This window comes from Pedobacter soli, assembly GCF_900101435.1.
Lineage (GTDB): Bacteria > Bacteroidota > Bacteroidia > Sphingobacteriales > Sphingobacteriaceae > Pedobacter > Pedobacter soli.
Genome location: NZ_FMZH01000006.1, coordinates 327,281 through 350,140 on the forward strand (window position 1 = coordinate 327,281; position 22,860 = coordinate 350,140).

Annotated in this window: 25 protein-coding genes; 18 read left to right on the forward strand and 7 right to left on the reverse strand. The window is 39.5% G+C overall.

What is annotated here, in order from left to right; all coding sequences use genetic code 11:
• Positions 1-122 precede the first annotated feature (122 nt).
• The 9 genes from hisG (at position 123) to BLR37_RS15345 (ending at position 8,755) form a co-directional block, all read left to right on the forward strand.
• Positions 123-974 carry an ATP phosphoribosyltransferase gene (gene hisG / locus BLR37_RS15305; protein ID WP_039476772.1) on the forward strand — a complete coding sequence of 284 codons (852 nt, stop codon included), beginning with the start codon at positions 123-125 and terminating at the stop codon, positions 972-974.
• A 49-nt stretch (positions 975-1,023) separates the two neighbouring features.
• Complete coding sequence (hisD, locus tag BLR37_RS15310) at positions 1,024-2,310, forward strand: histidinol dehydrogenase (RefSeq protein ID WP_090769986.1); 1,287 nt, start codon at positions 1,024-1,026, stop codon at positions 2,308-2,310.
• A gap of 116 nt (positions 2,311-2,426) precedes the next feature.
• On the forward strand, positions 2,427-3,467 hold the full coding sequence (gene hisC, locus BLR37_RS15315) for a histidinol-phosphate transaminase (protein WP_090769988.1): 1,041 nt from the start codon (positions 2,427-2,429) through the stop codon (positions 3,465-3,467).
• The gene (hisB, locus tag BLR37_RS15320) at positions 3,467-4,600 is read left to right on the forward strand and encodes a bifunctional histidinol-phosphatase/imidazoleglycerol-phosphate dehydratase HisB (RefSeq protein ID WP_090769990.1); all 1,134 of its coding nucleotides are present in this window, start codon (positions 3,467-3,469) and stop codon (positions 4,598-4,600) included. The genes hisC and hisB overlap by 1 nt, the downstream gene beginning before the upstream one ends.
• 232 nt (positions 4,601-4,832) lie before the next feature.
• A complete protein-coding gene (hisH, locus tag BLR37_RS15325) occupies positions 4,833-5,426 on the forward strand; it encodes an imidazole glycerol phosphate synthase subunit HisH (protein WP_090769992.1) in 594 nt (197 codons plus the stop codon).
• 6 nt (positions 5,427-5,432) lie between these two features.
• On the forward strand, positions 5,433-6,182 hold the full coding sequence (hisA, locus tag BLR37_RS15330) for a 1-(5-phosphoribosyl)-5-[(5-phosphoribosylamino)methylideneamino]imidazole-4-carboxamide isomerase (protein ID WP_090769994.1): 750 nt from the start codon (positions 5,433-5,435) through the stop codon (positions 6,180-6,182).
• Positions 6,183-6,358: 176 nt separating this feature from the next.
• On the forward strand, positions 6,359-7,114 hold the full coding sequence (hisF, locus tag BLR37_RS15335) for an imidazole glycerol phosphate synthase subunit HisF (protein WP_090769996.1): 756 nt from the start codon (positions 6,359-6,361) through the stop codon (positions 7,112-7,114).
• A 60-nt stretch (positions 7,115-7,174) separates the two neighbouring features.
• On the forward strand, positions 7,175-7,777 hold the full coding sequence (gene hisIE, locus BLR37_RS15340; protein WP_090769998.1) for a bifunctional phosphoribosyl-AMP cyclohydrolase/phosphoribosyl-ATP diphosphatase HisIE: 603 nt from the start codon (positions 7,175-7,177) through the stop codon (positions 7,775-7,777).
• Positions 7,778-7,858: 81 nt separating this feature from the next.
• Positions 7,859-8,755: a WD40 repeat domain-containing protein gene (locus BLR37_RS15345; RefSeq protein ID WP_090770000.1), complete on the forward strand. Its 897-nt coding sequence runs from the start codon at positions 7,859-7,861 to the stop codon at positions 8,753-8,755.
• Positions 8,756-8,857: 102 nt separating this feature from the next.
• Here the strand turns inward: BLR37_RS15345 and BLR37_RS15350 are convergent, their stop codons facing one another.
• Together BLR37_RS15350 and BLR37_RS15355 are read right to left on the reverse strand one after the other, a co-directional pair.
• On the reverse strand, positions 8,858-9,613 hold the full coding sequence (locus BLR37_RS15350; protein ID WP_090770002.1) for a carboxypeptidase-like regulatory domain-containing protein: 756 nt from the start codon (positions 9,611-9,613) through the stop codon (positions 8,858-8,860).
• Positions 9,614-9,650: 37 nt separating this feature from the next.
• Complete coding sequence (locus BLR37_RS15355) at positions 9,651-10,436, reverse strand: C40 family peptidase (RefSeq protein WP_090770004.1); 786 nt, start codon at positions 10,434-10,436, stop codon at positions 9,651-9,653.
• A 111-nt stretch (positions 10,437-10,547) separates the two neighbouring features.
• Here BLR37_RS15355 and BLR37_RS15360 point away from each other — a divergent pair, with 111 nt between their 5' ends.
• Complete coding sequence (locus tag BLR37_RS15360) at positions 10,548-11,000, forward strand: universal stress protein (protein ID WP_090770005.1); 453 nt, start codon at positions 10,548-10,550, stop codon at positions 10,998-11,000.
• A 221-nt stretch (positions 11,001-11,221) separates the two neighbouring features.
• Here the strand turns inward: BLR37_RS15360 and BLR37_RS15365 are convergent, their stop codons facing one another.
• On the reverse strand, positions 11,222-11,572 hold the full coding sequence (locus BLR37_RS15365) for a 4Fe-4S dicluster domain-containing protein (protein ID WP_090770007.1): 351 nt from the start codon (positions 11,570-11,572) through the stop codon (positions 11,222-11,224).
• A 78-nt stretch (positions 11,573-11,650) separates the two neighbouring features.
• Between BLR37_RS15365 and BLR37_RS15370 the strand changes: the two genes are divergently transcribed.
• From BLR37_RS15370 to BLR37_RS15410, 8 genes are all read left to right on the forward strand, one after another.
• Positions 11,651-12,667, forward strand: coding sequence for an acyl-CoA reductase (locus BLR37_RS15370; protein WP_090770009.1), 1,017 nt, complete (start codon positions 11,651-11,653; stop codon positions 12,665-12,667).
• Between the two features lie 64 nt (positions 12,668-12,731).
• Complete coding sequence (locus BLR37_RS15375) at positions 12,732-14,675, forward strand: T9SS type B sorting domain-containing protein (RefSeq protein WP_090770011.1); 1,944 nt, start codon at positions 12,732-12,734, stop codon at positions 14,673-14,675.
• 51 nt (positions 14,676-14,726) lie between these two features.
• Positions 14,727-14,930, forward strand: a complete 204-nt coding sequence (locus tag BLR37_RS15380) for a hypothetical protein (protein ID WP_039476747.1) — start codon at positions 14,727-14,729, stop codon at positions 14,928-14,930.
• Between the two features lie 3 nt (positions 14,931-14,933).
• Entirely contained in the window at positions 14,934-15,617 is a 684-nt protein-coding gene (locus BLR37_RS15385; RefSeq protein ID WP_039476744.1) for a cell division ATP-binding protein FtsE, read from the forward strand.
• 128 nt (positions 15,618-15,745) lie between these two features.
• The gene (locus BLR37_RS15390; RefSeq protein WP_090770013.1) at positions 15,746-16,327 is read left to right on the forward strand and encodes a nucleotide exchange factor GrpE; all 582 of its coding nucleotides are present in this window, start codon (positions 15,746-15,748) and stop codon (positions 16,325-16,327) included.
• 155 nt (positions 16,328-16,482) lie between these two features.
• Positions 16,483-17,646 carry a molecular chaperone DnaJ gene (gene dnaJ, locus BLR37_RS15395; RefSeq protein ID WP_039476742.1) on the forward strand — a complete coding sequence of 388 codons (1,164 nt, stop codon included), beginning with the start codon at positions 16,483-16,485 and terminating at the stop codon, positions 17,644-17,646.
• A gap of 444 nt (positions 17,647-18,090) precedes the next feature.
• Entirely contained in the window at positions 18,091-18,807 is a 717-nt protein-coding gene (locus BLR37_RS15405; RefSeq protein WP_090770016.1) for a DUF72 domain-containing protein, read from the forward strand.
• Positions 18,808-18,980: 173 nt separating this feature from the next.
• Positions 18,981-19,895: a Ppx/GppA phosphatase family protein gene (locus BLR37_RS15410; protein ID WP_090770018.1), complete on the forward strand. Its 915-nt coding sequence runs from the start codon at positions 18,981-18,983 to the stop codon at positions 19,893-19,895.
• A gap of 61 nt (positions 19,896-19,956) precedes the next feature.
• Here BLR37_RS15410 and BLR37_RS15415 read toward each other — a convergent pair whose 3' ends face one another.
• The 4 genes from BLR37_RS15415 to BLR37_RS15430 form a co-directional block, all read right to left on the reverse strand.
• Positions 19,957-20,631, reverse strand: coding sequence for a carboxypeptidase-like regulatory domain-containing protein (locus BLR37_RS15415; protein WP_090770020.1), 675 nt, complete (start codon positions 20,629-20,631; stop codon positions 19,957-19,959).
• A gap of 52 nt (positions 20,632-20,683) precedes the next feature.
• Positions 20,684-21,250 carry a Maf family protein gene (locus tag BLR37_RS15420; RefSeq protein WP_090770022.1) on the reverse strand — a complete coding sequence of 189 codons (567 nt, stop codon included), beginning with the start codon at positions 21,248-21,250 and terminating at the stop codon, positions 20,684-20,686.
• A gap of 69 nt (positions 21,251-21,319) precedes the next feature.
• Complete coding sequence (locus tag BLR37_RS15425) at positions 21,320-21,709, reverse strand: hypothetical protein (protein ID WP_090770023.1); 390 nt, start codon at positions 21,707-21,709, stop codon at positions 21,320-21,322.
• Between the two features lie 99 nt (positions 21,710-21,808).
• Positions 21,809-22,639 (reverse strand): universal stress protein, encoded by an 831-nt coding sequence (locus BLR37_RS15430; protein WP_090770026.1) that lies wholly within the window; start codon positions 22,637-22,639, stop codon positions 21,809-21,811.
• Between the last annotated feature and the right edge of the window lie 221 nt (positions 22,640-22,860).

A 22,860-nucleotide genomic window follows, 5' to 3' on the forward strand; every position in this document is an offset into this window, starting at 1 on the left:
ACTTAACTTTGAACCATCACTTACATCTTCACCATCGCCGATAGGCGATGATATATGTTTGTTTTGTACTTCAAAACGTTTTTTCCGTAAAATAATTTCTTGTCCACTCTATATTCAATACTTTGAAAACACTTAAAATTGCTATCCAAAAATCGGGTAGGTTAAACGAAAAATCTGTAGAAATTCTTAAAAACTGTGGTTTAGCATTCGAAAACTACAAAAGTTCACTCATTTCAACTGTTACCAATTTCCCTTTAGAAATTCTTTTCCTTCGTGATGATGATATTCCGGAATACGTACAGGATGGTATTGCCGATCTGGGTATTGTTGGTGAAAATGTAATTGTAGAAACCAAGGCCGAAGTTGATTATCTTCAGAAACTGGGTTTCGGAAAATGCACTTTAAAAATTGCCGTTCAGGCCACCAGTACTATCCAAAATTTAGAAGAGTTAAACGGTAAAGCTGTAGCCACATCTTATCCGGTAATCCTCGAAAAATTCTTAACAGAAAAAGGCATTAAATCTGATATCAGAACCATCTCTGGTTCGGTAGAAATTGGTCCGGGTTTAGGTTTAAGCGATGCCATTTTTGATATCGTTTCTACCGGTGGAACTTTAAAGAGCAACGGACTAAAACCATTTGCAGATGTAATGCAATCGGAAGCGGTTTTAATCGGAAATAAATCGATAGCTGACAATCCGGAAGTAGCAGAATTACTGCAAAGAATCCGCTCGGTACTTAGTGCAAAATCGAACAAATATGTGGTACTGAATGTATCGAAAGATAACCTTCAAAAAGTAGTCGATCTGCTTCCAGGAGTTAAAAGTCCAACAGTAGTTCCACTCTTCGAACCTAACTGGGTAGCCGTGCATTCGGTAATTGCCGAAGCCGATTTCTGGGATAAAATAAATAACTTAAAAGCAGCCGGAGCAGAAGGCATTTTAGTCATGCCAATTGAGAAAATAATCAAGTAAAATCGTAAAACATCATATTAACTATTAGTTAATTTTAAAATATAAAACATTGAAAATCTACAATTATACAGATTTATCTAAATCAAAAATTGAAGAACTTTGTTCAAGACAGATTGAAGACGATAAACTGATTGAAAGCCGTGTTGCCGACATCATAAAATCGGTAAAAGCTGATGGCGATAAAGCCCTTTTTAACTTCGCAAAAACCTTTGATAAAGTTGAACTGGAAAAACTTTTTTTGGATGGCGAAGAGTTAAAAGCTATCGCAGCCACCATTCCGGCTGAAGCAAAAAAAGCTATCGATACAGCGCACCAAAACATCAAAAATTTTCACCTGTCGCAATTAAAAAAAGAAGATAAAGTAGAGACCATGCCAGGTGTGGTTTGCTGGCGCGAAGCCAGGGCAATTGAAAAGGTTGGGCTTTATATTCCGGGTGGAACTGCCGTATTACCAAGTACCTTTTTAATGCTGGCTACACCGGCACTTATTGCAGGCTGTAAAGAAATAATTGTATGTTCGCCACCACAGCAAGACGGCAAAACAAATTGCTATCTGGCCTACTGCGCTGTGCTGCTCGGTATCGAAAAAATATTCATGATTGGTGGTGCGCAAGCCGTAGCCGCAATGGCTTTCGGAACCGAATCGGTGCCACAGGTATACAAGATATTTGGGCCGGGTAACCGTTATGTAACCACTGCCAAAACCATGGTACAAAACAAGGTGGCTATCGATATGCCTGCGGGTCCATCTGAGGTTTTGGTAGTAGCCGATGAAACTGCCATTCCGTCATTTGTTGCTGCAGATCTGCTTGCACAGGCAGAACACGGCACTGATAGTCAGGCCATATTGGTTGCTACTTCGAACAAAATCATAGCCGAAACATTAAAAGAAGTTGAAAAACAGCTTGCTATCCTACCTAGAAAGGGCATTGCTGCCAAAGCAATCGAGAATTCTTATGCAGTTTTAACGGATAATATTGAGCTTGCGATGCAGTTTTCGAACGAATATGCGCCCGAGCACTTAATATTGGCAACTGAACAGTACCAGGGGCTTATTCCGTTGATTACCAATGCGGGATCGGTATTTTTAGGTAACCTTACGCCTGAAAGCGCTGGCGATTATGCCTCAGGTACTAACCATACTTTGCCAACCAGCGGCTTTGCAAAAGCATACTCCGGCGTTTCTGTTGATGCTTTTATTAAAAAAATCACTTTTCAGCACCTGTCAACCGTAGGTTTAAACAACATTGGTACAACTGTTGAAACACTTGCAGCAGCTGAAGGATTGGAAGCACATAAAAATGCAGTGAGTATCAGGCTTAAAGAATTTAACTAGATAAACAATTTCACAACTCACGTTATGCTGATCCGATAGCTATCGGATTTATTTCAGCATCTATTGAATAACCAGAGACCCTGAACTAAATTCAGGGTGACGATTAAGGACAAATAATGGACATTAACGATTTAGTAAGAGAAAATATAAAAAACCTTCGCCCCTACTCTACTGCCAGGGACGAATTTAAAGGCCAGGCGTCGATTTTTTTAGACGCCAATGAGAACAGTTATGGTTCGCCTTTGCCGGCCAATTATAACCGCTATCCGGATCCTTTACAACTGGATTTAAAAGACGCCATAAGCAAAATTAAAGGCGTGCCTATTGAGAATACTTTTTTAGGAAACGGCAGCGACGAAGCCATCGATTTATTGTTTCGGGCTTTTTGTAATCCGGGTAAAGACAACGTAATTATTTTGCCTCCAACTTATGGCATGTACGAAGTTTCGGCAAATATAAATGACGTAGAAATCCGCAAGGTTAGCCTGCTTCCAAACTTCCAGTTAGACATGGAAAAGATTGCAGAAACGATTGATAAAAACACGAAACTAATCTTTATTTGTTCGCCAAATAATCCGACCGGAAATTCGATAAACCGCGAAGATATTGAAACGATTTTAGCCAACTTTAATGGCATCGTTGTAGTGGATGAAGCCTACATTAATTACGCCCGACAAAAGACCTTTATACAAGAGTTAACCGAGTACGGAAACCTGGTAGTTTTGCAAACATTTTCGAAAGCCTGGGGGCTTGCAGCTTTACGTTTGGGCATGGCATTTTCTTCAACAAAAGTGATCGATGTTTTAAACAAAATTAAACCACCTTACAACATCAATCAGGCCACTCAGGATTTAGCTTTTGAAGCGCTAAAAAACATTGCACAGGTAAACGAATGGATTAAAGAATCTGTTGCCGAAAGACAGCGCTTATCTATTGCTTTAAACGACCTTGAAATGGTAACAAAAGTTTATCCTTCTGATGCAAATTTTGTGCTGGCAGAAGTAACCGATGCGCTGAAAATTTATGATGATTTGGTAACAGCAGGAATCATTGTACGCGACCGCTCAAAAGTAACATTATGCGAAGGTTGTTTACGTATTACTGTGGGCACAAAAGAAGAGAATGATAAACTGTTAACCGTATTAAAAAATTTATAATGAAGAAAGTATTATTTATCGATCGAGACGGTACGTTAAACATCGAACCAGATGACGAACAGGTAGACAGTTTTGCCAAGTTAAAATTTTATCCGCGCTCACTGTATTACCTATCTAAAATTGCCAGTGAAATGGATTATGAACTGGTAATGGTAACCAACCAGGATGGACTGGGAACTCCCTCCAATCCGGAAGAAAATTTCTGGCCGATCCATAATTTCATGTTAGACACTTTCGCAGGCGAAGGCGTTAACTTTAGCGAGATTGTAATCGACCGTACTTTTGCCAAAGACAATGCCCCTACCCGTAAACCCGGCACGGCCCTGCTTACCAAATATTTTAACGGCGACTACGATTTAAAAAATTCTTACGTAATTGGCGACCGGTTAAACGACGTGATCCTGGCTAAAAACTTAGGCGCAAAAGCGATCTTTCTTCGCCAGAATGATGCATTGGGATCGACCGAGGCTTTAGATAAACACGAGACCTTATTAGACATTATTGTTTTAGAAACCCAGAAATGGGAAGATATCTATAACCTGTTAAAAGCAGGAAGCCGAAAAATTAATCACGTACGCAAAACCAACGAAACCGATATTACCATTAACCTGGATTTAGACGGTACCGGAAAAGCAAAAATTGAAACAGGCCTTAACTTTTTCGATCACATGCTTGATCAGATTGCCAGACATGGCAGCGTTGATTTGGAAGTAATTGCCAAAGGCGATTTACATATTGACGAGCACCACACCATAGAAGATACCGGAATTGCCTTAGGCGAGGCTTTTGCGAAAGGTTTAGGCAATAAACTGGGAATTGAGCGTTATGGTTTCTGTTTACCGATGGATGATTGCCTGGCGCAGGTAGCCATCGATTTTGGAGGCAGGAACTGGATTGTTTGGGATGCGGAATTTAAACGCGAAAAAGTAGGCGACGTGCCAACAGAAATGTTTTACCATTTCTTTAAGTCGTTTAGCGATGCCGCAAAATGCAACCTGAACATTAAAGCCGAAGGCGACAACGAGCACCATAAAATTGAAGCTATTTTTAAAGCATTTGCCAAAGCCATAAAAATGGCGGTAAAACGCGATGCTGAGAAAATGGTACTGCCAAGCACAAAAGGCTTGTTGTAAAAAAGGTGGAAGGCAGAAAGGTTTAAGGCGGAGGATTTTGAAACCTGTCCGCTGTTAAATAAACCCGATAGTAGTGGAAAGTTTTTATTGTCAGTCTGAGCTTGTCGAAGACCAATAAAAGCTTGAAACGAATAGCGGGACTACAGAACCTATGAAAAACTGACATTCATTTTCAAATTTTATAAAAAAGTGTCTTGTCTTGATACTCGATACTAAATACTTGATACTAATTATGATTGGAATAGTAAACTACGGCGCTGGTAATATTTTCTCGCTAACTGCAGCTTTAGATCGTTTAAACCTCCAATACGGTATGGTTAATACTGAAGCTGACCTCGAAAAGTACAGCCATATCATCATCCCGGGGGTTGGTCATGCGGGTGCCGCCATGGAAAAATTAAAAGGTACCGGCCTGGTTGAAGCCATAAAAAAGCTGACCAAACCTGTACTGGGCATTTGCGTGGGCATGCAACTCATTACCGAACATTCGGAAGAGGGTAATGCCAGCCTTTTGAATATCGTACCGGTAAAGACCAAAAAATTTGATAAAGACCTGAATATCAAAATCCCACACATGGGTTGGAATGCTGTGAAGCCTAAAAACAATTCGCTGTTTGAAGGTGTTGAAGATAATACACAATTTTACTTTGTGCATTCGTACTTTATTGAATATAACCCTACTTTTGACATTGCATCTGCTGATTATGGTTTAAAGTTTTCGGCGGCAGTACAAAAAGACAATTTTTACGGCGTTCAATTCCACCCCGAGAAATCAGGGAAAGCCGGCGAATTAATATTAAAAAATTTTTCAAACTTAAGCTTATAATATAAAATGTATATCATACCTGCTATTGATATTTTAGATGGAAAAGTTGTCCGTTTGCGTGAAGGCGATTACAACCAGAAAACGGAATACGATGTTTCTATTGCCGAAATGATCGAGAAATACCGTTCAAACGGTACCGATTTCATCCATATTATTGATTTGAATGGTGCAAAAGGCGATTTCAGCAACCAGAAATCACTTTTCGAAATCATTAAAAAAACAGAAATGCGCGTGCAGTATGGTGGCGGAATCCGTACCATTGAGCAGGTTACCAATTTGCTTGATGCAGGTATTCACCGCGTAATTGTGGGTACACAAGCCATCACCAATCCCGATTTCCTGCCTCAATTGAGCGAAGCTTTTGCCAAAAAAGATGATTATGCCAACCGCATTGTTATTGCAATTGATGTTTTGGATGAAGTAATTAAATACTCGGGCTGGATGGAGAGCTCGCCAATTAAACTGATGGATTACGTGGATAAATGCCTTTCGTTAGGTTTCTTCCGCTTCTTATGTACCGATATTAGCAAAGATGGAAAATTAGGCGGTGCAGCGATTGAATTATACCAAAAACTATTGGAACACTCACCAATGATCAAATTAATTGCTTCGGGTGGGGTAAGTTCTATGGACGATATTTATGAACTGGCCAAATACCCGATCAGAAGTGTGGTAGTTGGAAAAGCCATTTACGAAAACCGCATCACTATTGAAGAGATTAAAGAGTGGAATTTGAAGGCTTTGAGTTCAATTTAAGCCGAAAATTTAATTAATAATTTTGATCACTGTTAAAGGCGACCGTCATGCTGAATTTATTTCAGCATCTCTTATGATTAGAGACCCTGAAATAAATTCAGGGTGACGGCATCTTTCGGAGCAAATGCACTAACATTGCTTCATGCCTTTAACAACGACGAAACCAAACACGAAACATGCTTTCAAAAAGAATAATACCATGTCTTGACGTAAAAGATGGTCGTACCGTAAAGGGTGTAAACTTTGTTGACCTACGCGATGCGGGCGATCCGGTTGAACTGGCAGCCCAATACGCACAGCAAGGTGCCGATGAACTGGTTTTCCTGGATATTACCGCTACACACGAGCGCCGCAAGACCATGATTGAAATGGTTAAATCGGTAGCAAGGCAATTAAACATTCCATTTACCATTGGTGGAGGAATTACCGAAATTGCCGATGCTGAGGCCTTATTAAATGCCGGTGCAGATAAAATCAGTATCAACTCGGCGGCCGTAAGAAACCCTAAACTGATTGAAGAACTGGCTAAAGCCTTTGGTGTACAATTTGTGGTCTTAGCAGTCGATACCAAACATGTTGATGGTAAAAATAGGGTACACCTAAATGGTGGCAGGTTAATTACCGAACTGGAAACCGAAAACTGGATTAAACAAGCCGAAGATTTAGGCGCAGGCGAGATTTTGCTAACTTCTATGGACCACGACGGGACTAAAGCAGGCTTTGATTGCGGTTTATTGAGTAAGGTAAACCAAATGATCAATATTCCAATCATTGCTTCGGGCGGTGCCGGTAATATGGATCATTTTACCGAAGTTTTCCAGAAAGCCAATGTAGATGCAGCATTAGCCGCCTCTGTATTTCACTACGGCGAAATTTTGATACCCGATTTAAAACAGGAATTGAAAAGAAACCAGATTCCGGTAAGAATATAAATTAGTCCGGAGTCGGCAGTCTATAGTCATGAGTCTGTTTTTCGGAAATAAAGAAATAAAATGAACATCAATACATCATCTCTTGATTGGGATAAAACTGCAGGCCTGTTGCCTGTAATCATTCAGGATTATAAAACTTTAGAGGTTTTAATGCTGGGCTATATGAATGCAGAGGCTTTGGAAAAAACACAAAGCGAAGGCAAAGTAACCTTCTTTTCACGCTCAAAAAACCGCCTTTGGACAAAAGGCGAAACCAGCGACAACTTTCTATTTGTTAAAGACCTTTTTGTTGATTGCGATAATGACACCATTCTGATTAAAGCAGATGCTGTTGGTCCTACCTGCCATACCGGTAGCCGCAGCTGTTTTAAAACAGATTTTAATCAGAATTTCATTTTCGAGTTGGAAAACATCATTAACGATCGGTACGAAAACCCGGTTGAAGGCTCGTACATCAATAAAATGCGTGCTAAAGGTTTAAATAAAATTGCACAAAAAGTTGGTGAAGAAGGTGTTGAAACGGTAATTGCTGCCCTGGCTGAAACAGAAGAAGAATTTATTGGCGAAGCATCAGACCTGCTTTTCCACTTAATGTTCTTATTGAAAGAAAAAGGCCTGTCTATTCAGGATATCGCAAAGAATTTAGAGAAAAGGCATAAGTAAGGTGGAAGGTAAAAAGTAGAGGGTTAAGGTGCGATATGCCAAAACCCTATACCCTAAACCTTAAACCCTAAACCTCCAAAAATGCTCAAACACATCAAAACACTTCCTGGTCACCAAAACCCGGTTTACGCGCTTACCCATTCTGATCAGGATGAATTATTTTTTAGTGCGGGTAACGATAAAGGTATTGTAGAATGGTCATTAGCCGACATGGCTTTTGTTAAGGTTAAAATGCCGGTACAAAGCTCTGTTTATTGTCTGCATTATTATGAGCACCAGTTGTTTGTGGGCGAAAGAAGCGGTGCTTTTAGTGTGTACGATTTAAAGAAACAGGAAGTAATTACGCGCATTAATGCGCACCTGAAGCCCATTTTCAACATTAAAACCGTACAATCTAAAAATGAGCTCATTACCACAGGCGAAGATGGAACAGTTGCGGTTTGGTCGTTAACCGATTTTAAAGAGATTTACCGCTTTCAGGCAGCTTATGATACCGTTCGTACCATTGCCCTGTCTCCGGATGAAGCGGAGATTGCATTTGGCTGTAAAGATCACCTGATTAAAATTTATAACCTGGCAGATTATAGCCTGAAACAAAACCTGGAAGGGCATAAGCTCCCGGTTACCGCTTTGGCCTACCACCCCGAAAGCAAATATTTAATTTCAGGTAGCCGCGACGCTCAACTGAAAATCTGGAGCCTGCCGGATTATGAATTGCTACAAACTGTACCGGCACACATGTTTACCGTTTACGATATTGCTTTCCACCCTACCCTGCCCTATTTTGCAACCAGCAGTCAGGATAAGAGCATTAAACTGTGGGATGCCGAGAACTTTAAACTGTATAAGATATTAAGCCTGGAAAAAGCAGGCACTGGCCATACCCATTCTATTAATAAAATTGTTTGGAGCAAGGATGGCAAATACCTCATCTCAACCGGGGATGATAAACAGGTGATGGTATGGGAGATGGAGTAAGGTGCGGGCGTCACCCTGATCTGATAGCTATCGGATTCATTTCAAGGGCTCTAATTAGAGATGCTGAAACCAGTTCAGCATGACGATAGCGTCTTTATAAAATTAATTCAGCTTCTTATAAAATGGGTTAATATCCCTTAGATGATTTCGCATTTTATAATGCATTCTTTTCCAAAATGGAGTTCTAATTATAACAACATCTCCCATAAGCGCTGTCGTATCTTCGTTTAAGGTAATGTTAAGATATGCATCCGTTGATTTGAATTTAACATTCTTAGTTTCGTAACCAATAAAACTTAACTCCATTTTTTTTGAATCATTTTTCTTCTGAACGGTATAAGTAAGCGAAAACTCACCATTTGCGTTGGTTGAACATCCATATTTTTCGCCTAAAATACGAATGCTTACTGCTGGCAATGCCTGTTTATCTTTATCTGTAATTTTTCCTTTTAAAATCCTCAGCGAATCTGATAACTCCTTATCCTGAATCTTGTTGTCAAAATCGGTTAGCTTCTTTTCAGTTTGTACTGTTGATGGCTTTATCATTTCTCCTTTACTCAATTTCGGAAAGCTTAAAAATGTCAGTAAGGAAGCGGCTGCCAGGCCTGGTTTAAATTTGTTGAGCGTATAATTTGATTTTCCCTGAATCAACCGATCCAGCTGATCTGGGTTAAAGCGGCCGCAGCTGTTACCCTGTTTTTTGTTAAACCAATCCTGTAAGTCTTTATCAGAAAATTGAGTAAAATCTGTTACTGCCTTTTGGCAGGAATTGCAAAATTTACCCATTGTATCGGGTTGCATATTGCCCCACTTATCCTGACAAGGATTAGAGATTTGAATTTTAAACTTAGCTGGCATAAAAACGTTCTTTTTAGATAAGATACATTTCAGGCCATTATTCCACAAAACGTTTTATAATTCTGAGTTTATGTGAGTATTTACCCAACTCTTTGTTAAAAATTCCCTGGTCGTCTATAGGGTCTATTTTTACTTTGGCCGAGGCATGGATAATTTCATTTGGGCTTAACATAATACCCACGTGGGTAATTTTGCCTTCGTCGTTATCAAAAAAAGCAACATCACCGGGCCGGCACTCAGCCAAAAAGCCTACCAGTTCGCCCTGTTCGGCCTGTTGGGAAGCATCGCGGTTGAGTTTAATACCAAGCATTTTAAACACCAATTGCGTAAAACCAGAGCAATCTAAACCAAACAAATTCCGCCCGCCCCATAAGTAAGGGATGTTCTGGAAAAATTTAGCTGTAGCCGTAACATCAGTTTTAAAATCTGTTTTTTGGTTATCATGTGCTTCAAATCCCAGTTTATACCGCTCTGTGCCAGCATAGCAAATTCCATCTTTTAAAAACGGCAGGTTACTGCCTGGGCATAAATGATACAAACTACCGTCTTCGGCGGTTAAAGTGTTGTTAAAACTTAAAGGCGCAAGCAAATGGCAATCGTGCATTTCGGCAAACTGATCCTGACTAATGGGGGCCAGCTGTCTGAAATCCATCCAACCCTCGTAACCATCATATCCGTTTTGTACCAGCCACCAGCGTTCTTCTTTCTGAATAATTTCGACATGGTCGCCGAATAAGAGTTGTGAAACAATTTCTGATCGATCTGAAGCATCTGCCCGCAAAGGTGCTACTGCAACCCTGCAAATACCATATTGGTTTTCCATTTAATGTGCCTGTAAATTAGTAGAGTAAAACTAATAAAATACATCCATTGCCTAACATTTTGCCTGCAAATTTGTTATTTTTATGATGATAACCTTTTAAATATACACGCTATGAACTTTAAAAAGATATTAATTGCCGTTGATAACAGTACCTGCTCAGAAAAGGCGGCAAAAGCCGGTTACGACATGGCAGAAAAATTTGGAGCAGAAGTAGCATTGGTTAATATTATCGAACCCATACCTGCCAATGTAAATCCCGATTTAACATTGGCGCCGGTATTCTTAGAAACTTACGATAATAGCGAAGAGAATAGTCATGTTTTACTTAAAGAAATGGAAGCTAAGTACAGTAAGGAAATTAAAACCACTTATCTCAGTGTGGTAGATACCGCCGCGCACGGTATTATCCAGCAATCAGATGCATGGGGATCGGATCTGATTGTTATCGGAACCTACGGCCGCACCGGATTGTACCACTTTTTAATGGGAAGTGTAGCCGAACATGTTGCCCGGAAATCGGCTTGCCCGGTTTTAATTATCCCGAATAAGTGTGAGGTGGATTAATTAAATGGTTTATTGGTCATTAGTTTATTAGTTAGCATGGTGCAAAAATACATCCGTGTTAATCTGTGAATACTTGGCGTGATTACTCGTTCATGGCTTATTGGTTTGCAAGATACAAAAAACAAATCCCTGCATCCGTGGCATAAGCAATTAAAAATCTTCTAAACAAAAAAAGTCTCGATTTAATAAAACCGAGACTTTTTTCATTTAATATCTTTCGCCTATCCTTCCTGGTGTAACCAGGCTTTCTTAGCCAATAATTCTTCTTCTGTTTCGCGGATATCCTCGTCGTCCACACAACAATCAACCGGACATACTGCCGCACACTGAGGCTCATCGTGAAAACCTTTACACTCCGTACATTTATCTGATACGATATAATATACTTCATCTGAAACTGCTTCCTGAGTTGCATCAGCTTCGATTTGTTGATTACCAAAATCAATGATACCGTTTAAATTGGTACCATCAGAAAAACGCCATGCAGTTCCGGCATCGTAAATTGCGTTATTTGGACATTCTGGTTCACATGCCCCACAATTTATACACTCATCTGTTATTTTAATTGCCATGTTTTCGTCTAATTCTTTTGCTTAGTTTACCTTTGCGCTGCAAATATAAGATATAATCAATTAATAATAATTCTAAATATGTCAGCATTAACTCAAGAAAAAGCAATTAACGCATTTGGTGAACTCGGTAAAAAGCTTATAAACCCTACTGACATACTAGGAAATGCACTTTATAGTGCAGAAAGTTCCAATGCCTGGTTCACTCAGGAAAATATAAAAAAATCTGTTTTATCTTTTGCGGCCATGCTAAATGAGGCAGATTTAGCCATTTGGTTCCAGTCAGTAAAGTTTAGCACCTCGCCTAAAAAGGTTGGTTTAATCCTGGCAGGAAACATTCCGTTAGTGGGTTTACATGATGTTTTATGCGTTTTAGCCACTGGAAACATTGCATTAATCAAGCTTTCTTCATCAGATGATAAACTGATTAAAACAGTAATTGCCGAATTGATTAATATTGAACCCGCTTTTGCAGATAAAATTGAATATGTAGAGCGTTTAAAAGATTTTGACGCGGTAATTGCCACCGGAAGTAATAATTCTTCGCGGTACTTCGATTACTATTTCAGCAAAGTCCCTAACATCATCCGCAAAAACAGAAATAGTGTTGCTGTTTTAGATGGAACAGAAAGCAATGCAGATCTCCAAAACCTGGCTGCCGATATTTTCGATTACTTTGGTCTGGGTTGCCGCAATGTTTCTAAAATCTATTTCCCGAAAGGCTATGACGTGGCCCATTTGTACGAAGGCATAGAAAGCCATAACCAGATTATTAACCACTTTAAATACCAGAACAATTACGATTACAATAAATCTATCTACCTGGTAAATGCAGCCAAACATTTCGATAACGGTTTTTTACTGTTAAAAGAAGATGAAAACCTAGCTTCACCACTGGCAGTACTTTATTACGAAGAATATGAAAACCTGCAGGATGTAGAAGATAAACTGAAAGATAAAGCAGCAGATATTCAATGTGTGGTTACCAAATCGCCAATTAACATAGCCAGTTTTGATTTCGGCCAAAGCCAGCACCCTAAACTGTTGGATTATGCTGATAATGTAAATACAATTGAGTTTTTGAATGGGCTAAATTGATCGCGCTAAGCAATTGGATTACAGTTTTTTATTCAGATATTAGCCAATTGACCTGAGCCAGTAGATGTATCGTTTAATAAAAGCGCTATCCTTTGTTTGTATTTTGCTATTTGCAGATTTTGCTGAAGCGCAGGTATGCACCGGTAATTTTGGGCAGCCTTTAATTAACCAGACATTTGGACAGGGCAACAACACCGATAACTGGTATGGTCCTTTAGCCCAATATGCTCCGGGCGCGACTACTTTTACAACTTTTATGGGACCTCCGGGGCCAAATCCTAGCGCTTTAGCACCCAATCAATCGGGTTTGGTTAAAACACCTGCTACCCCAGGCAACCCCTATCCTATTTACTGGCAGCCTCATGCAGATCATACCGGCGATACCAATGGCTTAATGCTTTTAATTGATGGTATTGCGACCAAAACTGTGTTTTTTGAGCAAAAAATGGATGATCTTTGCCCAAATACACTTTTACGTTTATCTATCTGGGTACTTAATACCAACTCGGCTACAGCAAATGCCCAGCCCCCAAATATGATTTTAAAGGTAATTGATCCTAACGGTAACCTTTTAGGTAATGCCTCAACCGGAAATGTAACGGCAGATGGAAGGTGGCACCAATATACACTTGATTTTAGCAACGGAAACAATTCTACTGTAACCTTGCAACTGATAAACGACACGCAGACCAATAGTGGTAACGATTTTGCTTTAGATGATATTACGGTACAAGCTTGTGGCCCCGCAATCACTCCTTATTTTAACCTCAACAATAGTTCATTAAATATGTGTGAGGGGAATACCAATAGCTTTACTGTAAACGCCAATATTTTACCAGAATATACCAATCCTGTTTACCAATGGCAGGAAAACAAGGGCAATGGCTGGGTTGATATCACGGGTTTAACAACAAAACAAGCGACAATCAACTTTTCAAATCAGCCAGCGGGTACTTATCAATACCGCTTAATTACAGCCATTAACGGGAATATCGATAAAGTTAATTGCAGGGCTGTATCCGATCCGATTACCGTAACAGTAAACCCTTTACCCGTTGCCAGAGCTGAAAACTTTGGCCCGTTCTGTAATGGCAGTACCATCCAATTATTTGCATCTGGCGGAACGAGTTATCTTTGGAGCGGGCCAAACGGATACAATTCAACTGCTCAAAATCCTACCATTATTAATGCAACCAAAGCCATGGAGGGCGAGTACACTGTTCAGGTTACAGCAAACGGATGTACTTCTCCGGCATCAATCCAGGTGTTGGTGCACGATCCGATAATCATAACCACCAATATCCAAACCGCTACCATTTGCGAGGGTAAATCAATTCAGTTAGCGGCATCTGGTGGTACAGAATATCTGTGGCAACCTGCAACCGGACTTTCAGATCCACAAAGCCCTGATCCTGTGGCCAGCCCGACCGAAACCACAACCTATACCGTAAGGGTTACTAATAATGGCTGTTCGGAAACAGCACAGATAACTGTTCATGTAAACAAAAATGCAAAGGCTGATGCCGGCGTTGATCAAAAAATCGTTAACGGGCAAAAAATAACTTTAAATGGTAAGGTTTCGGACGATGTTACTTATTTATGGACACCTTCCGATTACCTTGATGATCCGACCAAATTGAATCCTGTTGCCAGCCCTCCGCACGATATCACCTATACCTTACAGGCTACCTCCAATTTAGGCTGTAGCAGCAGTAGCGATGAGGTTAACATAACCGTTTATCCAAAAGTGGTTATTCCCAATACTTTTTCTCCAAATGGAGATAATGTAAATGATACCTGGAATATCCCTGCAACAGCATCGTTTCATAACCCCGTTGTCAAAATTATGAACCGTTACGGCAATCTGGTGTACCAAAGTACAGGCCCTTATAAGCCCTGGGATGGCAAAATGAATGGAAAAGACCTCCCCCCTGCTGTGTATTATTATTCTGTTTATTTAAACGAAGATTTCCAAACTTACACCGGCTGGCTCATGTTAGTCAGATAAAAAGGGATTCATACTTCCGCTTATCATTTGGAAATGCTATTTTTGAGCACAATGTATATCGTTAAAGTTAAAGGCATAGCCAAAATTCCGGATTACGTACAGTTAAGAGACGATAAGTTTACACTTTTAGCTTATTTCAGGGTAGACAGACCCGACAAATCGTTGGAGAAACTGGGGCTTGGCGACAAGCAAGATTACATTATGGAAATGGTTAAAGACCTGCCTTTTGGGCAGATTGCAAAATTAGAAATATAATATATGGCAGGTAACGCAGTAATTCATTTAAGCAATGTTGATGTTTTTCAACAGAAACATCTGGTACTCTCAAACGTAAATTTACACATCGAAAAAGACGAATTTATATTCTTAATCGGTCAAACCGGTTCTGGCAAGAGTAGTTTGCTTAAAATATTGTACGGCGACCTTCATATTGGCAATGGTGAGGGTAATATTGCAGGTTTCGACCTTAAAAACCTGAAAGAAAGCCAGGTACCTTTTTTACGCCGTAAACTGGGCGTGGTTTTTCAGGATTTTCAGTTACTTACTGACAGGACAATTGAAAAAAACCTCGAATTTGTGCTGAAAGCTACCGGCTGGAAAGACGAAAAGCTGATTAACGAGCGTATTAAAGATGTTTTGGATAAAGTAGGCCTACGCTCTAAGATCAAAAAAATGCCGCACGAAATTTCTGGTGGCGAGCAGCAGCGTATTGTAATTGCAAGGGCTTTGCTTAACGACCCCGAAATTATCCTGGCCGATGAACCGACAGGTAACTTAGATCCCGAAACTTCGGAAGAAATTGTAACGCTGTTGAAACAAATTAGTCAAGCCGGAACAGCGGTTTTAATGGCCACACATGATTATCACATCATCCGCACTTTCCCATCGCGCATTATCAAATGTGAAAATGGCATTGTTCACGAAAGTGCACAAATAGCATAAAAAATTCTGACATCCGTCAGCTAATCAGCCAAACTGTTCAGATAATTACAAATAAATCTGACAGCTTGGCTGATTTACGTTTATGGCAAAATAGTTGAGATTAACACAAAAAAATTCAGCCCGATATTATGTTTAATAAGAAGAAAAATAACGATAAAGAAGAAAATATAATGAATACTGAAAATACATCAGAAAATGCTACCGAAAATGTAGAAAATACTGATGCCGCTGCAAATGAAACTGAACAAGCACCAGAATTAACTGCCGAAGAGAAATTGCAGGCAGAAGTTCAACAGCTTAACGATAAATACCTGCGTTTATATGCAGAGTTCGATAATTACAAACGCCGTACGCAAAAAGAACGCGTAGAGTTGTTGCAAACTGCTGGTAAAGATGTAATTGTATCGCTTTTACCAGTTTTAGACGATTTTGACCGTGCATTAAAAGCCATGGAAAGTGCCAGCGAAGTTGCCCCGGTTAAAGAAGGAGTTTTACTGGTAAGTACCAAATTGAAAAATACTTTGGCACAAAAAGGTTTGAAAGATGTTGAAAGCATCAGCCAGCCTTTTAATACCGATTTCCACGAAGCCATTACCAATATCCCTGCCCCTACCGAAGATTTAAAAGGTAAAGTTATTGACGAGGTTGAAAAAGGTTATACTTTAAATGATAATGTGATTCGCTTCGCTAAAGTAGTAGTTGGCGCTTAAAAGAATTGAAAAATTGGAAGGTTAAAGATTGGAATGTTGTAAACAGCAATTTCAGCAATGATCTCCAATCAATAAAAAAATAAAGGGAATGTTTGTTTGAGTATGGGAACATTGAACGTTCTAACTTTCAAACATTTCAACATGTTACAAAGAAAATGAGTAAAAGAGATTATTACGACGTACTAGGCGTAACCAAAAGCGCAGCTGCTGACGAGATAAAGAAGGCTTACCGTAAGATGGCGATTAAATATCACCCGGATAAAAACCCTGGAGATAAAGCCGCTGAGGATAAATTTAAAGAAGCTGCAGAAGCATACGAAGTTTTAAGCAGCCCTGAAAAGAAACAGCGTTACGATCAGTTTGGCCATGCCGGTGTAGGCAGCAGTGCTTCTGGTGGCTATGGTGGCGGCAATATGAACATGGATGATATCTTCAGTAATTTTGGGGATATTTTTGGTGGTCATAACCCATTCGAAAGCTTTTTTGGCGGCGGTGGCGGTGGCCAGCAACGTGGTGGCCGTCGTGTAGCTAAAGGTTCTAACCTGCGTATTAAGGTTAAACTAACGCTTGAAGAAATTGCCCATGGTGCCGAAAAGAAAATTAAGGTTAATAAACTGATTGTTTGTAAAACCTGCGATGGTTCTGGTGCAAAAGATAAATCATCGGTAAGTACTTGCGGTACCTGCGGTGGTAGCGGCCAGGTGCGCAGGGTAACCAATACCATTTTGGGCCAGATGCAAACTGCATCTACCTGTCCTACCTGTAACGGAAGCGGTCAGCAAATTACTTCTAAATGTAATGTATGCCATGGCGATGGTGTTGTACGTGGCGAAGAAACCATTACCATTAACATTCCTGCAGGTGTAAGCGAAGGCATGCAGCTAAGCATGAGCGGCAAAGGAAATGCAGCGCCAAATGGTGGTATTCCGGGCGATTTAATTATCCTGATCGAAGAAGTTCCACACGAAACCTTAAAACGCGAAGGCAATAATATTGTTTACGATTTACATTTGAGTTTTGTTGATGCGGCTTTAGGCATGAGCATTGAAGTACCTACAATTGATGGCAAAGCCAAAATTAAAATCGATCCGGGTACGCAAAGCGGAAAATTATTGCGTTTAAAAGGCAAAGGTTTACCAGAGGTGAACTCTTACCACAGAGGTGATGAAATTATACACATCAACATCTGGACACCAAAAGCGCTCAGCAGCGAAGAAAGAAGTACTTTAGAGAAACTACGCGAATCTCCGAACTTTAAGCCTCAACCAGGCAAAAACGACAAGAACTTCTTCGAAAGAATGAAAGAGTATTTTGAGTAATTAATTCCATATAGTTAGGAAACCGATGTCGCAAGCATCGGTTTTTTTGTTTTATACGCCATGCTTACCCGAAGTGCAATGTTTATAGGTTACCATATCGACAAATGAGTATTAATATAAAAATCTAAATGAATCTTGAAAAAGCATCCGATACTGTGGTCAATATTTACTTTATATCTTGTAGGATGGCTCACATCTCTTTTACTTAAAGTGTTTTTTACATCAACGATACAACATGATCATACAAAAAACCATCATTCGCCTTTTGGTGTTTTTTTAATCCTTTTAATCTTGTATTTATTATTTGCATTAACACTGGGTTTCTTAGGTAAAAAAGACAACATTTATTTAAAACTCTCTGGTTATATTGGCTTTTCACTAATTATTTTTATAGCCATTTACAACGGATAATAAACCTTTTTTTAGAGAGTCTGTTCTCTATACATGAAATGGAGAATTGGTTGTTCTGGATTTTATTACCGCGAATGGAAAGAAGTATTCTACCCAAAAGGCCTCGCACAAAAAAACTGGTTTAAATATTATTGCCAGCACTTCAATACCATAGAAATTAATTCAACCTTTTACCGGATGCCAACGCAAAAATCGTTCGAAAAATGGTACGATGAAAGCCCTGGTGATTTTGTATTTACCATTAAAGCTCCGCGTTTAATAACCCACTATAAGCAGCTTAATGATTGTAAAACACTCCTCAACGATTTCTATACTGCTGTTCAGACAGGTTTAAAGGACAAAATTGGTTGTATCTTATTCCAGTTTCCACCTAAATTTGAATTTACAGCTGAGCGGATGAGCAGATTAACTAAAAATTTAAATCCAGATTATCAGAATGTGGTCGAGTTTCGGCATCTGAGCTGGTTTAACGAGGAGATTTATCAAGAACTTGCGCATAGCGGCATTATTTTTAGCGGTCAAAGTTACCCCTCTGCCCTGCCCGATACCGTGATTCAAAATACCAATACCGTGTACTATCGCTTTCATGGTAAGCCCGTGCTTTATAAATCTGAATACGACAAGGCATTGATTGAGGCTTTTCCGGAACAAATTAACACGACTACCAAAGAGGTTTTTGTTTATTTTAACAATACATGGGGCACAGCAGCCTTGCATAATGCGAGGCAGTTACAACTAGCCATAAAATAATACTCAGGTCCTTCTATTTACCTAAATGCAATGGTTGAAATAAAATAAACCTGATAGCAATGGTATTTCGTTGTACTAACCTTAATTTAGCACCAACAATAACGAAATTTAATGGATAGCAGGACTAGCGGCACCGAAAAGCTACTGCTTTTGCTTTCCTAAACCTGATTATTATGCGCATTGCTGTTATCGATCTGGGCACCAACACCTTCCACCTGCTTATTGCTGAAGCAACAGGAAATGATCCCGAAATTTTATACAAAACCAACGTTCCCGTTAAACTGGGAGAAGGCCGCATTAATGATAACCTGATTATCCCAACGGCATTTGAAAGGGGGCTAAATTGCCTTAAAACCTTTCATCAAACCATTTCGGAGCATAAGGTCGATCGCATAAGGGCAACAGCAACTTCGGCGGTTAGAAGTGCCGAAAACGGTAACGATTTTGTAAAGGCAGTTAAGGAAACAACCGGCATCAGCATCGAAACCATTAGCGGCGATGAAGAAGCTGAATTGATTTACCTGGGCGTAAAATTGAGCGGAGCCATACAAGAGTTATCCTTAGTTATGGATATTGGCGGCGGCAGTGTAGAATTTATTCTTTGCGATACCGAACAATTAATCTGGAAAAAGAGTTACAACATTGGCGCAGCACGCTTAATGCAACGATTCTTTAAATCCGATCCCCTTTCTGACGAAGATAAACAGGCCATTCTTTTTCACGTGCAGGAACAGCTGACAGATCTTTTCGAAATCTGCGAAAAATATAAACCGCAAATTTTAATTGGCTCGGCTGGTGCCTTTGAAACCTTTGCTGAACTGGTTACCAGAAAACAAAACCAGTTTGCAGACATTGCGCAAATCAAAACCTATCCGTTTAACTATGATGATTACATTGAAATAGCTATAAAGCTGATTAACTCCACCCACCAGCAACGCGTAGAAATGCCGGGCATTATTCCCTTACGGGTTGATATGATTGTAATCGCCTCCTTAATAACCAACTATGTTTTAGGCCGCTGTAAAATAAACAGGCTAACACTTTCTACATACGATTTAAAAATGGGCGTTTTGGCCAGTCAGATCTAAAAAAAATGACCTGTACAAAAATGTACAGATCATGGAGAGATTGAAGCGTAATTTACTTAGTTTATTTTTTTGTAGTCATGATGATCTTACCCATTATCATTGACTCGGCTTTTTTAAGCTTAAGGTCATTCTGTTTCGCTTTAGAAAAGTTGAGTAATAAAAAACCTGAATACTTCGCGTTTTCAATCATCAGTTGGTTCTTAGTGGTATCAAATTTATGGTCTAAAATAATTTCGTAACGCCCATTTTTATCAGTCAATACCGAATATTGGGTATCGAAGATCGATATCTTTACACCAGCAGCAGGTTTGTTGTCAATCCCAATTACATATCCATATATTTTTTTTGGTATCGCAGGCTTTTTATCGTCAGACTTGTATTGAATAGTTTTAGAAGTTTCAACGGGTGTTTTGAAACTTTCAGCTTTTGCATCTTGCACAAAAATACTTACGCCAATGGCCAGTACGCCCAGGTATTTCATCCAGTTCCTATTGGTTGCCGGCACAAGGGTTAAATGATAGTTGAGCTGGTTTAATTGTGCCCGGCTTAACCGGCCGCACACGCTAGAACTGGCACTTGCCAATGTTTGAATAATCTGGGCATTGGTATAGCCTGAAAAATCGATAACATTTTTACTGCAGGCGGCACAGAAATTAAAGCCTGATCCTTTTTGCATTTCTTCCCAGTTCTGTGTACAGGGTTCGGCTATGGTGATTTCGTTAAACGGAACTTTCATCTTGCTAATTTTGTTAGATGATGAAAGTTTTAACAGAATTCCACAAAGCAGTTTAAATAAATTTTAGCAGCTCATTATAAAGCTTTTCTGTAGGTAGCCCCATCACATTGGTATAAGAGCCTTCAATACGTTCAACAACTACAATTCCCCACCAATCCTGCACGCCATAGCTGCCTGCTTTATCAAAGGGTTTATAGTTATCGATATAGAAATCTATTTCTGTTGCGGTAACCGCTTTACAGGTAACTGCGGTACGATCATAAAAAGAATACATCCTTTCGCCTTTAACCAGCGTTACTCCGGTAAAAACCTCGTGTTTGCTACCCGATAACTTTTTTAGCATCTCCTGGGCATGTGCACGGTCTGTAGGTTTTCCTAAAATTTCGCCGTTTAAAGCTACAATGGTATCGGCGGTAATTACAATTTCACCATCACCAGTAAAAGCTTTGGCTTTTTGTCCTGATATGTAAACTGCAATCTCAGCCGGGCTCAAGCCTTCAGGGTAACTTTCATCCACATCTTTCAATTCGACCTTAAAATCGAGTCCCATCAGGGTTAAAAGTTCCTGACGGCGTGGCGATTTAGAGGCTAAAATGATGGGCGGAAATTGAACTGACATATTTTAATTTTCCGCTAAAATAAGAAAAGCGACCTAAAGCCGCTTTTCTTATTTGATATTTTTCAAAGATTAATTATTTCCGCCACCTTGTCTGCGTTTTTCCATTTCGGCACGCATTTCTTTCTGCCAGGCTTCGTATGTTTTTTTCTGATCGTCGGTTAATACAGCTGTAACTTTTGCATCATTTTCAGCACGCATTTTTTGCATTTTTTCTCTCATTGCATCTCTGTCTCCGCCACCTTGCATTTCTTCGCGCATTTTTTTCATGGTTTCTGCCTGCTCAGTAAAAACAGTGGTTAATTTTGTTTTCTGATCGTCAGACAGTTTTAATTTCTCGTCTAATTGTTTTACACGGTCTTCAGGTTTCATCATCATTCTACCTTGTCCGCCGCCTTGTTGTGCATTAGCGAAACCAGCTATACCTAGCATCAATCCGCAGATCATTAATAATTTTTTCATGTTTTTTGTTGTTTTTGGTTGAAAATTGACTGGTTGGAGTAGAAAACAAATTAATAGTTTAATGACGAATTGTAACTTAGCTGTTGCAGATTAAAAGTTTTAATCTTTAAGCAGCAGCACCGGTACATGCGATTTGATGGTTAACTTCTGTGATACGCTTTCGTGCAGTAAACTTTCAAAAAAGCTGTACTTCTTAGGTAATGCAATAATAAGTTGAGCACCCTCATTTTTAGCAAATTTCACAATGCCTTTAATCGTATCAGGATGGTCGGAGTAATGATAGGCTGGTGAAAAATCCTTTAACATATCGTGCAGAAAATGCTCTTCATTGTGATCAATATTATGACCAGAATGGATATTGAGCACCAAAAGTTCGAGTGCGTGTTTGCTCAGAATATTTTTAAGTGCACGCATTGGGATAACCTCTTTAACTTTTTTAAAATCGCAGGCTAAAACAGCTTTTCTGATCGATTGGTAATCTGCTTTAGGTGGTATAACCAGCACAGGTACCGGGCTTGACTTGGAGATTTTAATGGCGTTAGAGCCGATATCGCTTTCGTCTTTTGCTTTTTTACCGTTGCTGCCGATAATAATCAGTTCTATCTCTTCCCGGTTTACACGGTCAATTACCGATCTTAAAATGGTATCGCGGGTTAAATAAACTTCTACCTCTGCCTGGGGGTTGATTTCGAGCAATTTGGTTTTTAGTTTTTCAAGGGCAGCTAACCTCTCCGAAATTTCATCGGCAATGCGATCGTCAGTAGTTACGAGCATATCAGGTGTAGGCAGAATACTTTCATATTCGGAAACGTAGTAAGCGTTAAGCAAAATTATTTTGGCATTGGTCATGGCAAAGCTAAGCCTGGCAGCGTATTTGGCGGCATGATCTGCAGTTTTAGAAAAATCGACAGGTACGAGATATGTGCTCATATAATTAAAGTTAATGTTTTTTATAAAGATAAATTAATCAATCGATTGATTAATTTATAAGTGTAAATTTCGGATATAATCTAATGGATTGCAAATTTTAAAAGGTGAGTTTTATAATGCGAAGGTCAATACTGATTGAATAAACTAGTTTGGAGTTCGGTGTTTAGAGTTGGGAGACAGTTAACCGATTTAAACAATTAACCAGTTAACCAATGAACAAT

What these genes read in the sequence shown, in the direction of transcription:
- BLR37_RS15430 (WP_090770026.1), bottom strand. Translation starts at nt 22,639, where the DNA reads ATGAGCACATATCTCGTACCTGTCGATTTTTCTAAAACTGCAGATCAT.
- BLR37_RS15415 (WP_090770020.1), bottom strand. Translation starts at nt 20,631, where the DNA reads ATGAAAGTTCCGTTTAACGAAATCACCATAGCCGAACCCTGTACACAG.
- BLR37_RS15345 (WP_090770000.1), top strand. Translation starts at nt 7,859, where the DNA reads ATGCTCAAACACATCAAAACACTTCCTGGTCACCAAAACCCGGTTTAC.
- BLR37_RS15410 (WP_090770018.1), top strand. Translation starts at nt 18,981, where the DNA reads ATGCGCATTGCTGTTATCGATCTGGGCACCAACACCTTCCACCTGCTT.
- BLR37_RS15405 (WP_090770016.1), top strand. Translation starts at nt 18,091, where the DNA reads ATGAAATGGAGAATTGGTTGTTCTGGATTTTATTACCGCGAATGGAAA.
- BLR37_RS15365 (WP_090770007.1), bottom strand. Translation starts at nt 11,572, where the DNA reads ATGGCAATTAAAATAACAGATGAGTGTATAAATTGTGGGGCATGTGAA.
- hisA (WP_090769994.1), top strand. Translation starts at nt 5,433, where the DNA reads ATGTATATCATACCTGCTATTGATATTTTAGATGGAAAAGTTGTCCGT.
- BLR37_RS15360 (WP_090770005.1), top strand. Translation starts at nt 10,548, where the DNA reads ATGAACTTTAAAAAGATATTAATTGCCGTTGATAACAGTACCTGCTCA.
- BLR37_RS15355 (WP_090770004.1), bottom strand. Translation starts at nt 10,436, where the DNA reads ATGGAAAACCAATATGGTATTTGCAGGGTTGCAGTAGCACCTTTGCGG.
- hisIE (WP_090769998.1), top strand. Translation starts at nt 7,175, where the DNA reads ATGAACATCAATACATCATCTCTTGATTGGGATAAAACTGCAGGCCTG.
- BLR37_RS15420 (WP_090770022.1), bottom strand. Translation starts at nt 21,250, where the DNA reads ATGTCAGTTCAATTTCCGCCCATCATTTTAGCCTCTAAATCGCCACGC.
- hisB (WP_090769990.1), top strand. Translation starts at nt 3,467, where the DNA reads ATGAAGAAAGTATTATTTATCGATCGAGACGGTACGTTAAACATCGAA.
- BLR37_RS15350 (WP_090770002.1), bottom strand. Translation starts at nt 9,613, where the DNA reads ATGCCAGCTAAGTTTAAAATTCAAATCTCTAATCCTTGTCAGGATAAG.
- BLR37_RS15370 (WP_090770009.1), top strand. Translation starts at nt 11,651, where the DNA reads ATGTCAGCATTAACTCAAGAAAAAGCAATTAACGCATTTGGTGAACTC.
- hisF (WP_090769996.1), top strand. Translation starts at nt 6,359, where the DNA reads ATGCTTTCAAAAAGAATAATACCATGTCTTGACGTAAAAGATGGTCGT.
- BLR37_RS15385 (WP_039476744.1), top strand. Translation starts at nt 14,934, where the DNA reads ATGGCAGGTAACGCAGTAATTCATTTAAGCAATGTTGATGTTTTTCAA.
- BLR37_RS15425 (WP_090770023.1), bottom strand. Translation starts at nt 21,709, where the DNA reads ATGAAAAAATTATTAATGATCTGCGGATTGATGCTAGGTATAGCTGGT.
- dnaJ (WP_039476742.1), top strand. Translation starts at nt 16,483, where the DNA reads ATGAGTAAAAGAGATTATTACGACGTACTAGGCGTAACCAAAAGCGCA.
- BLR37_RS15380 (WP_039476747.1), top strand. Translation starts at nt 14,727, where the DNA reads ATGTATATCGTTAAAGTTAAAGGCATAGCCAAAATTCCGGATTACGTA.
- BLR37_RS15375 (WP_090770011.1), top strand. Translation starts at nt 12,732, where the DNA reads ATGTATCGTTTAATAAAAGCGCTATCCTTTGTTTGTATTTTGCTATTT.
- hisC (WP_090769988.1), top strand. Translation starts at nt 2,427, where the DNA reads ATGGACATTAACGATTTAGTAAGAGAAAATATAAAAAACCTTCGCCCC.
- BLR37_RS15390 (WP_090770013.1), top strand. Translation starts at nt 15,746, where the DNA reads ATGTTTAATAAGAAGAAAAATAACGATAAAGAAGAAAATATAATGAAT.
- hisH (WP_090769992.1), top strand. Translation starts at nt 4,833, where the DNA reads ATGATTGGAATAGTAAACTACGGCGCTGGTAATATTTTCTCGCTAACT.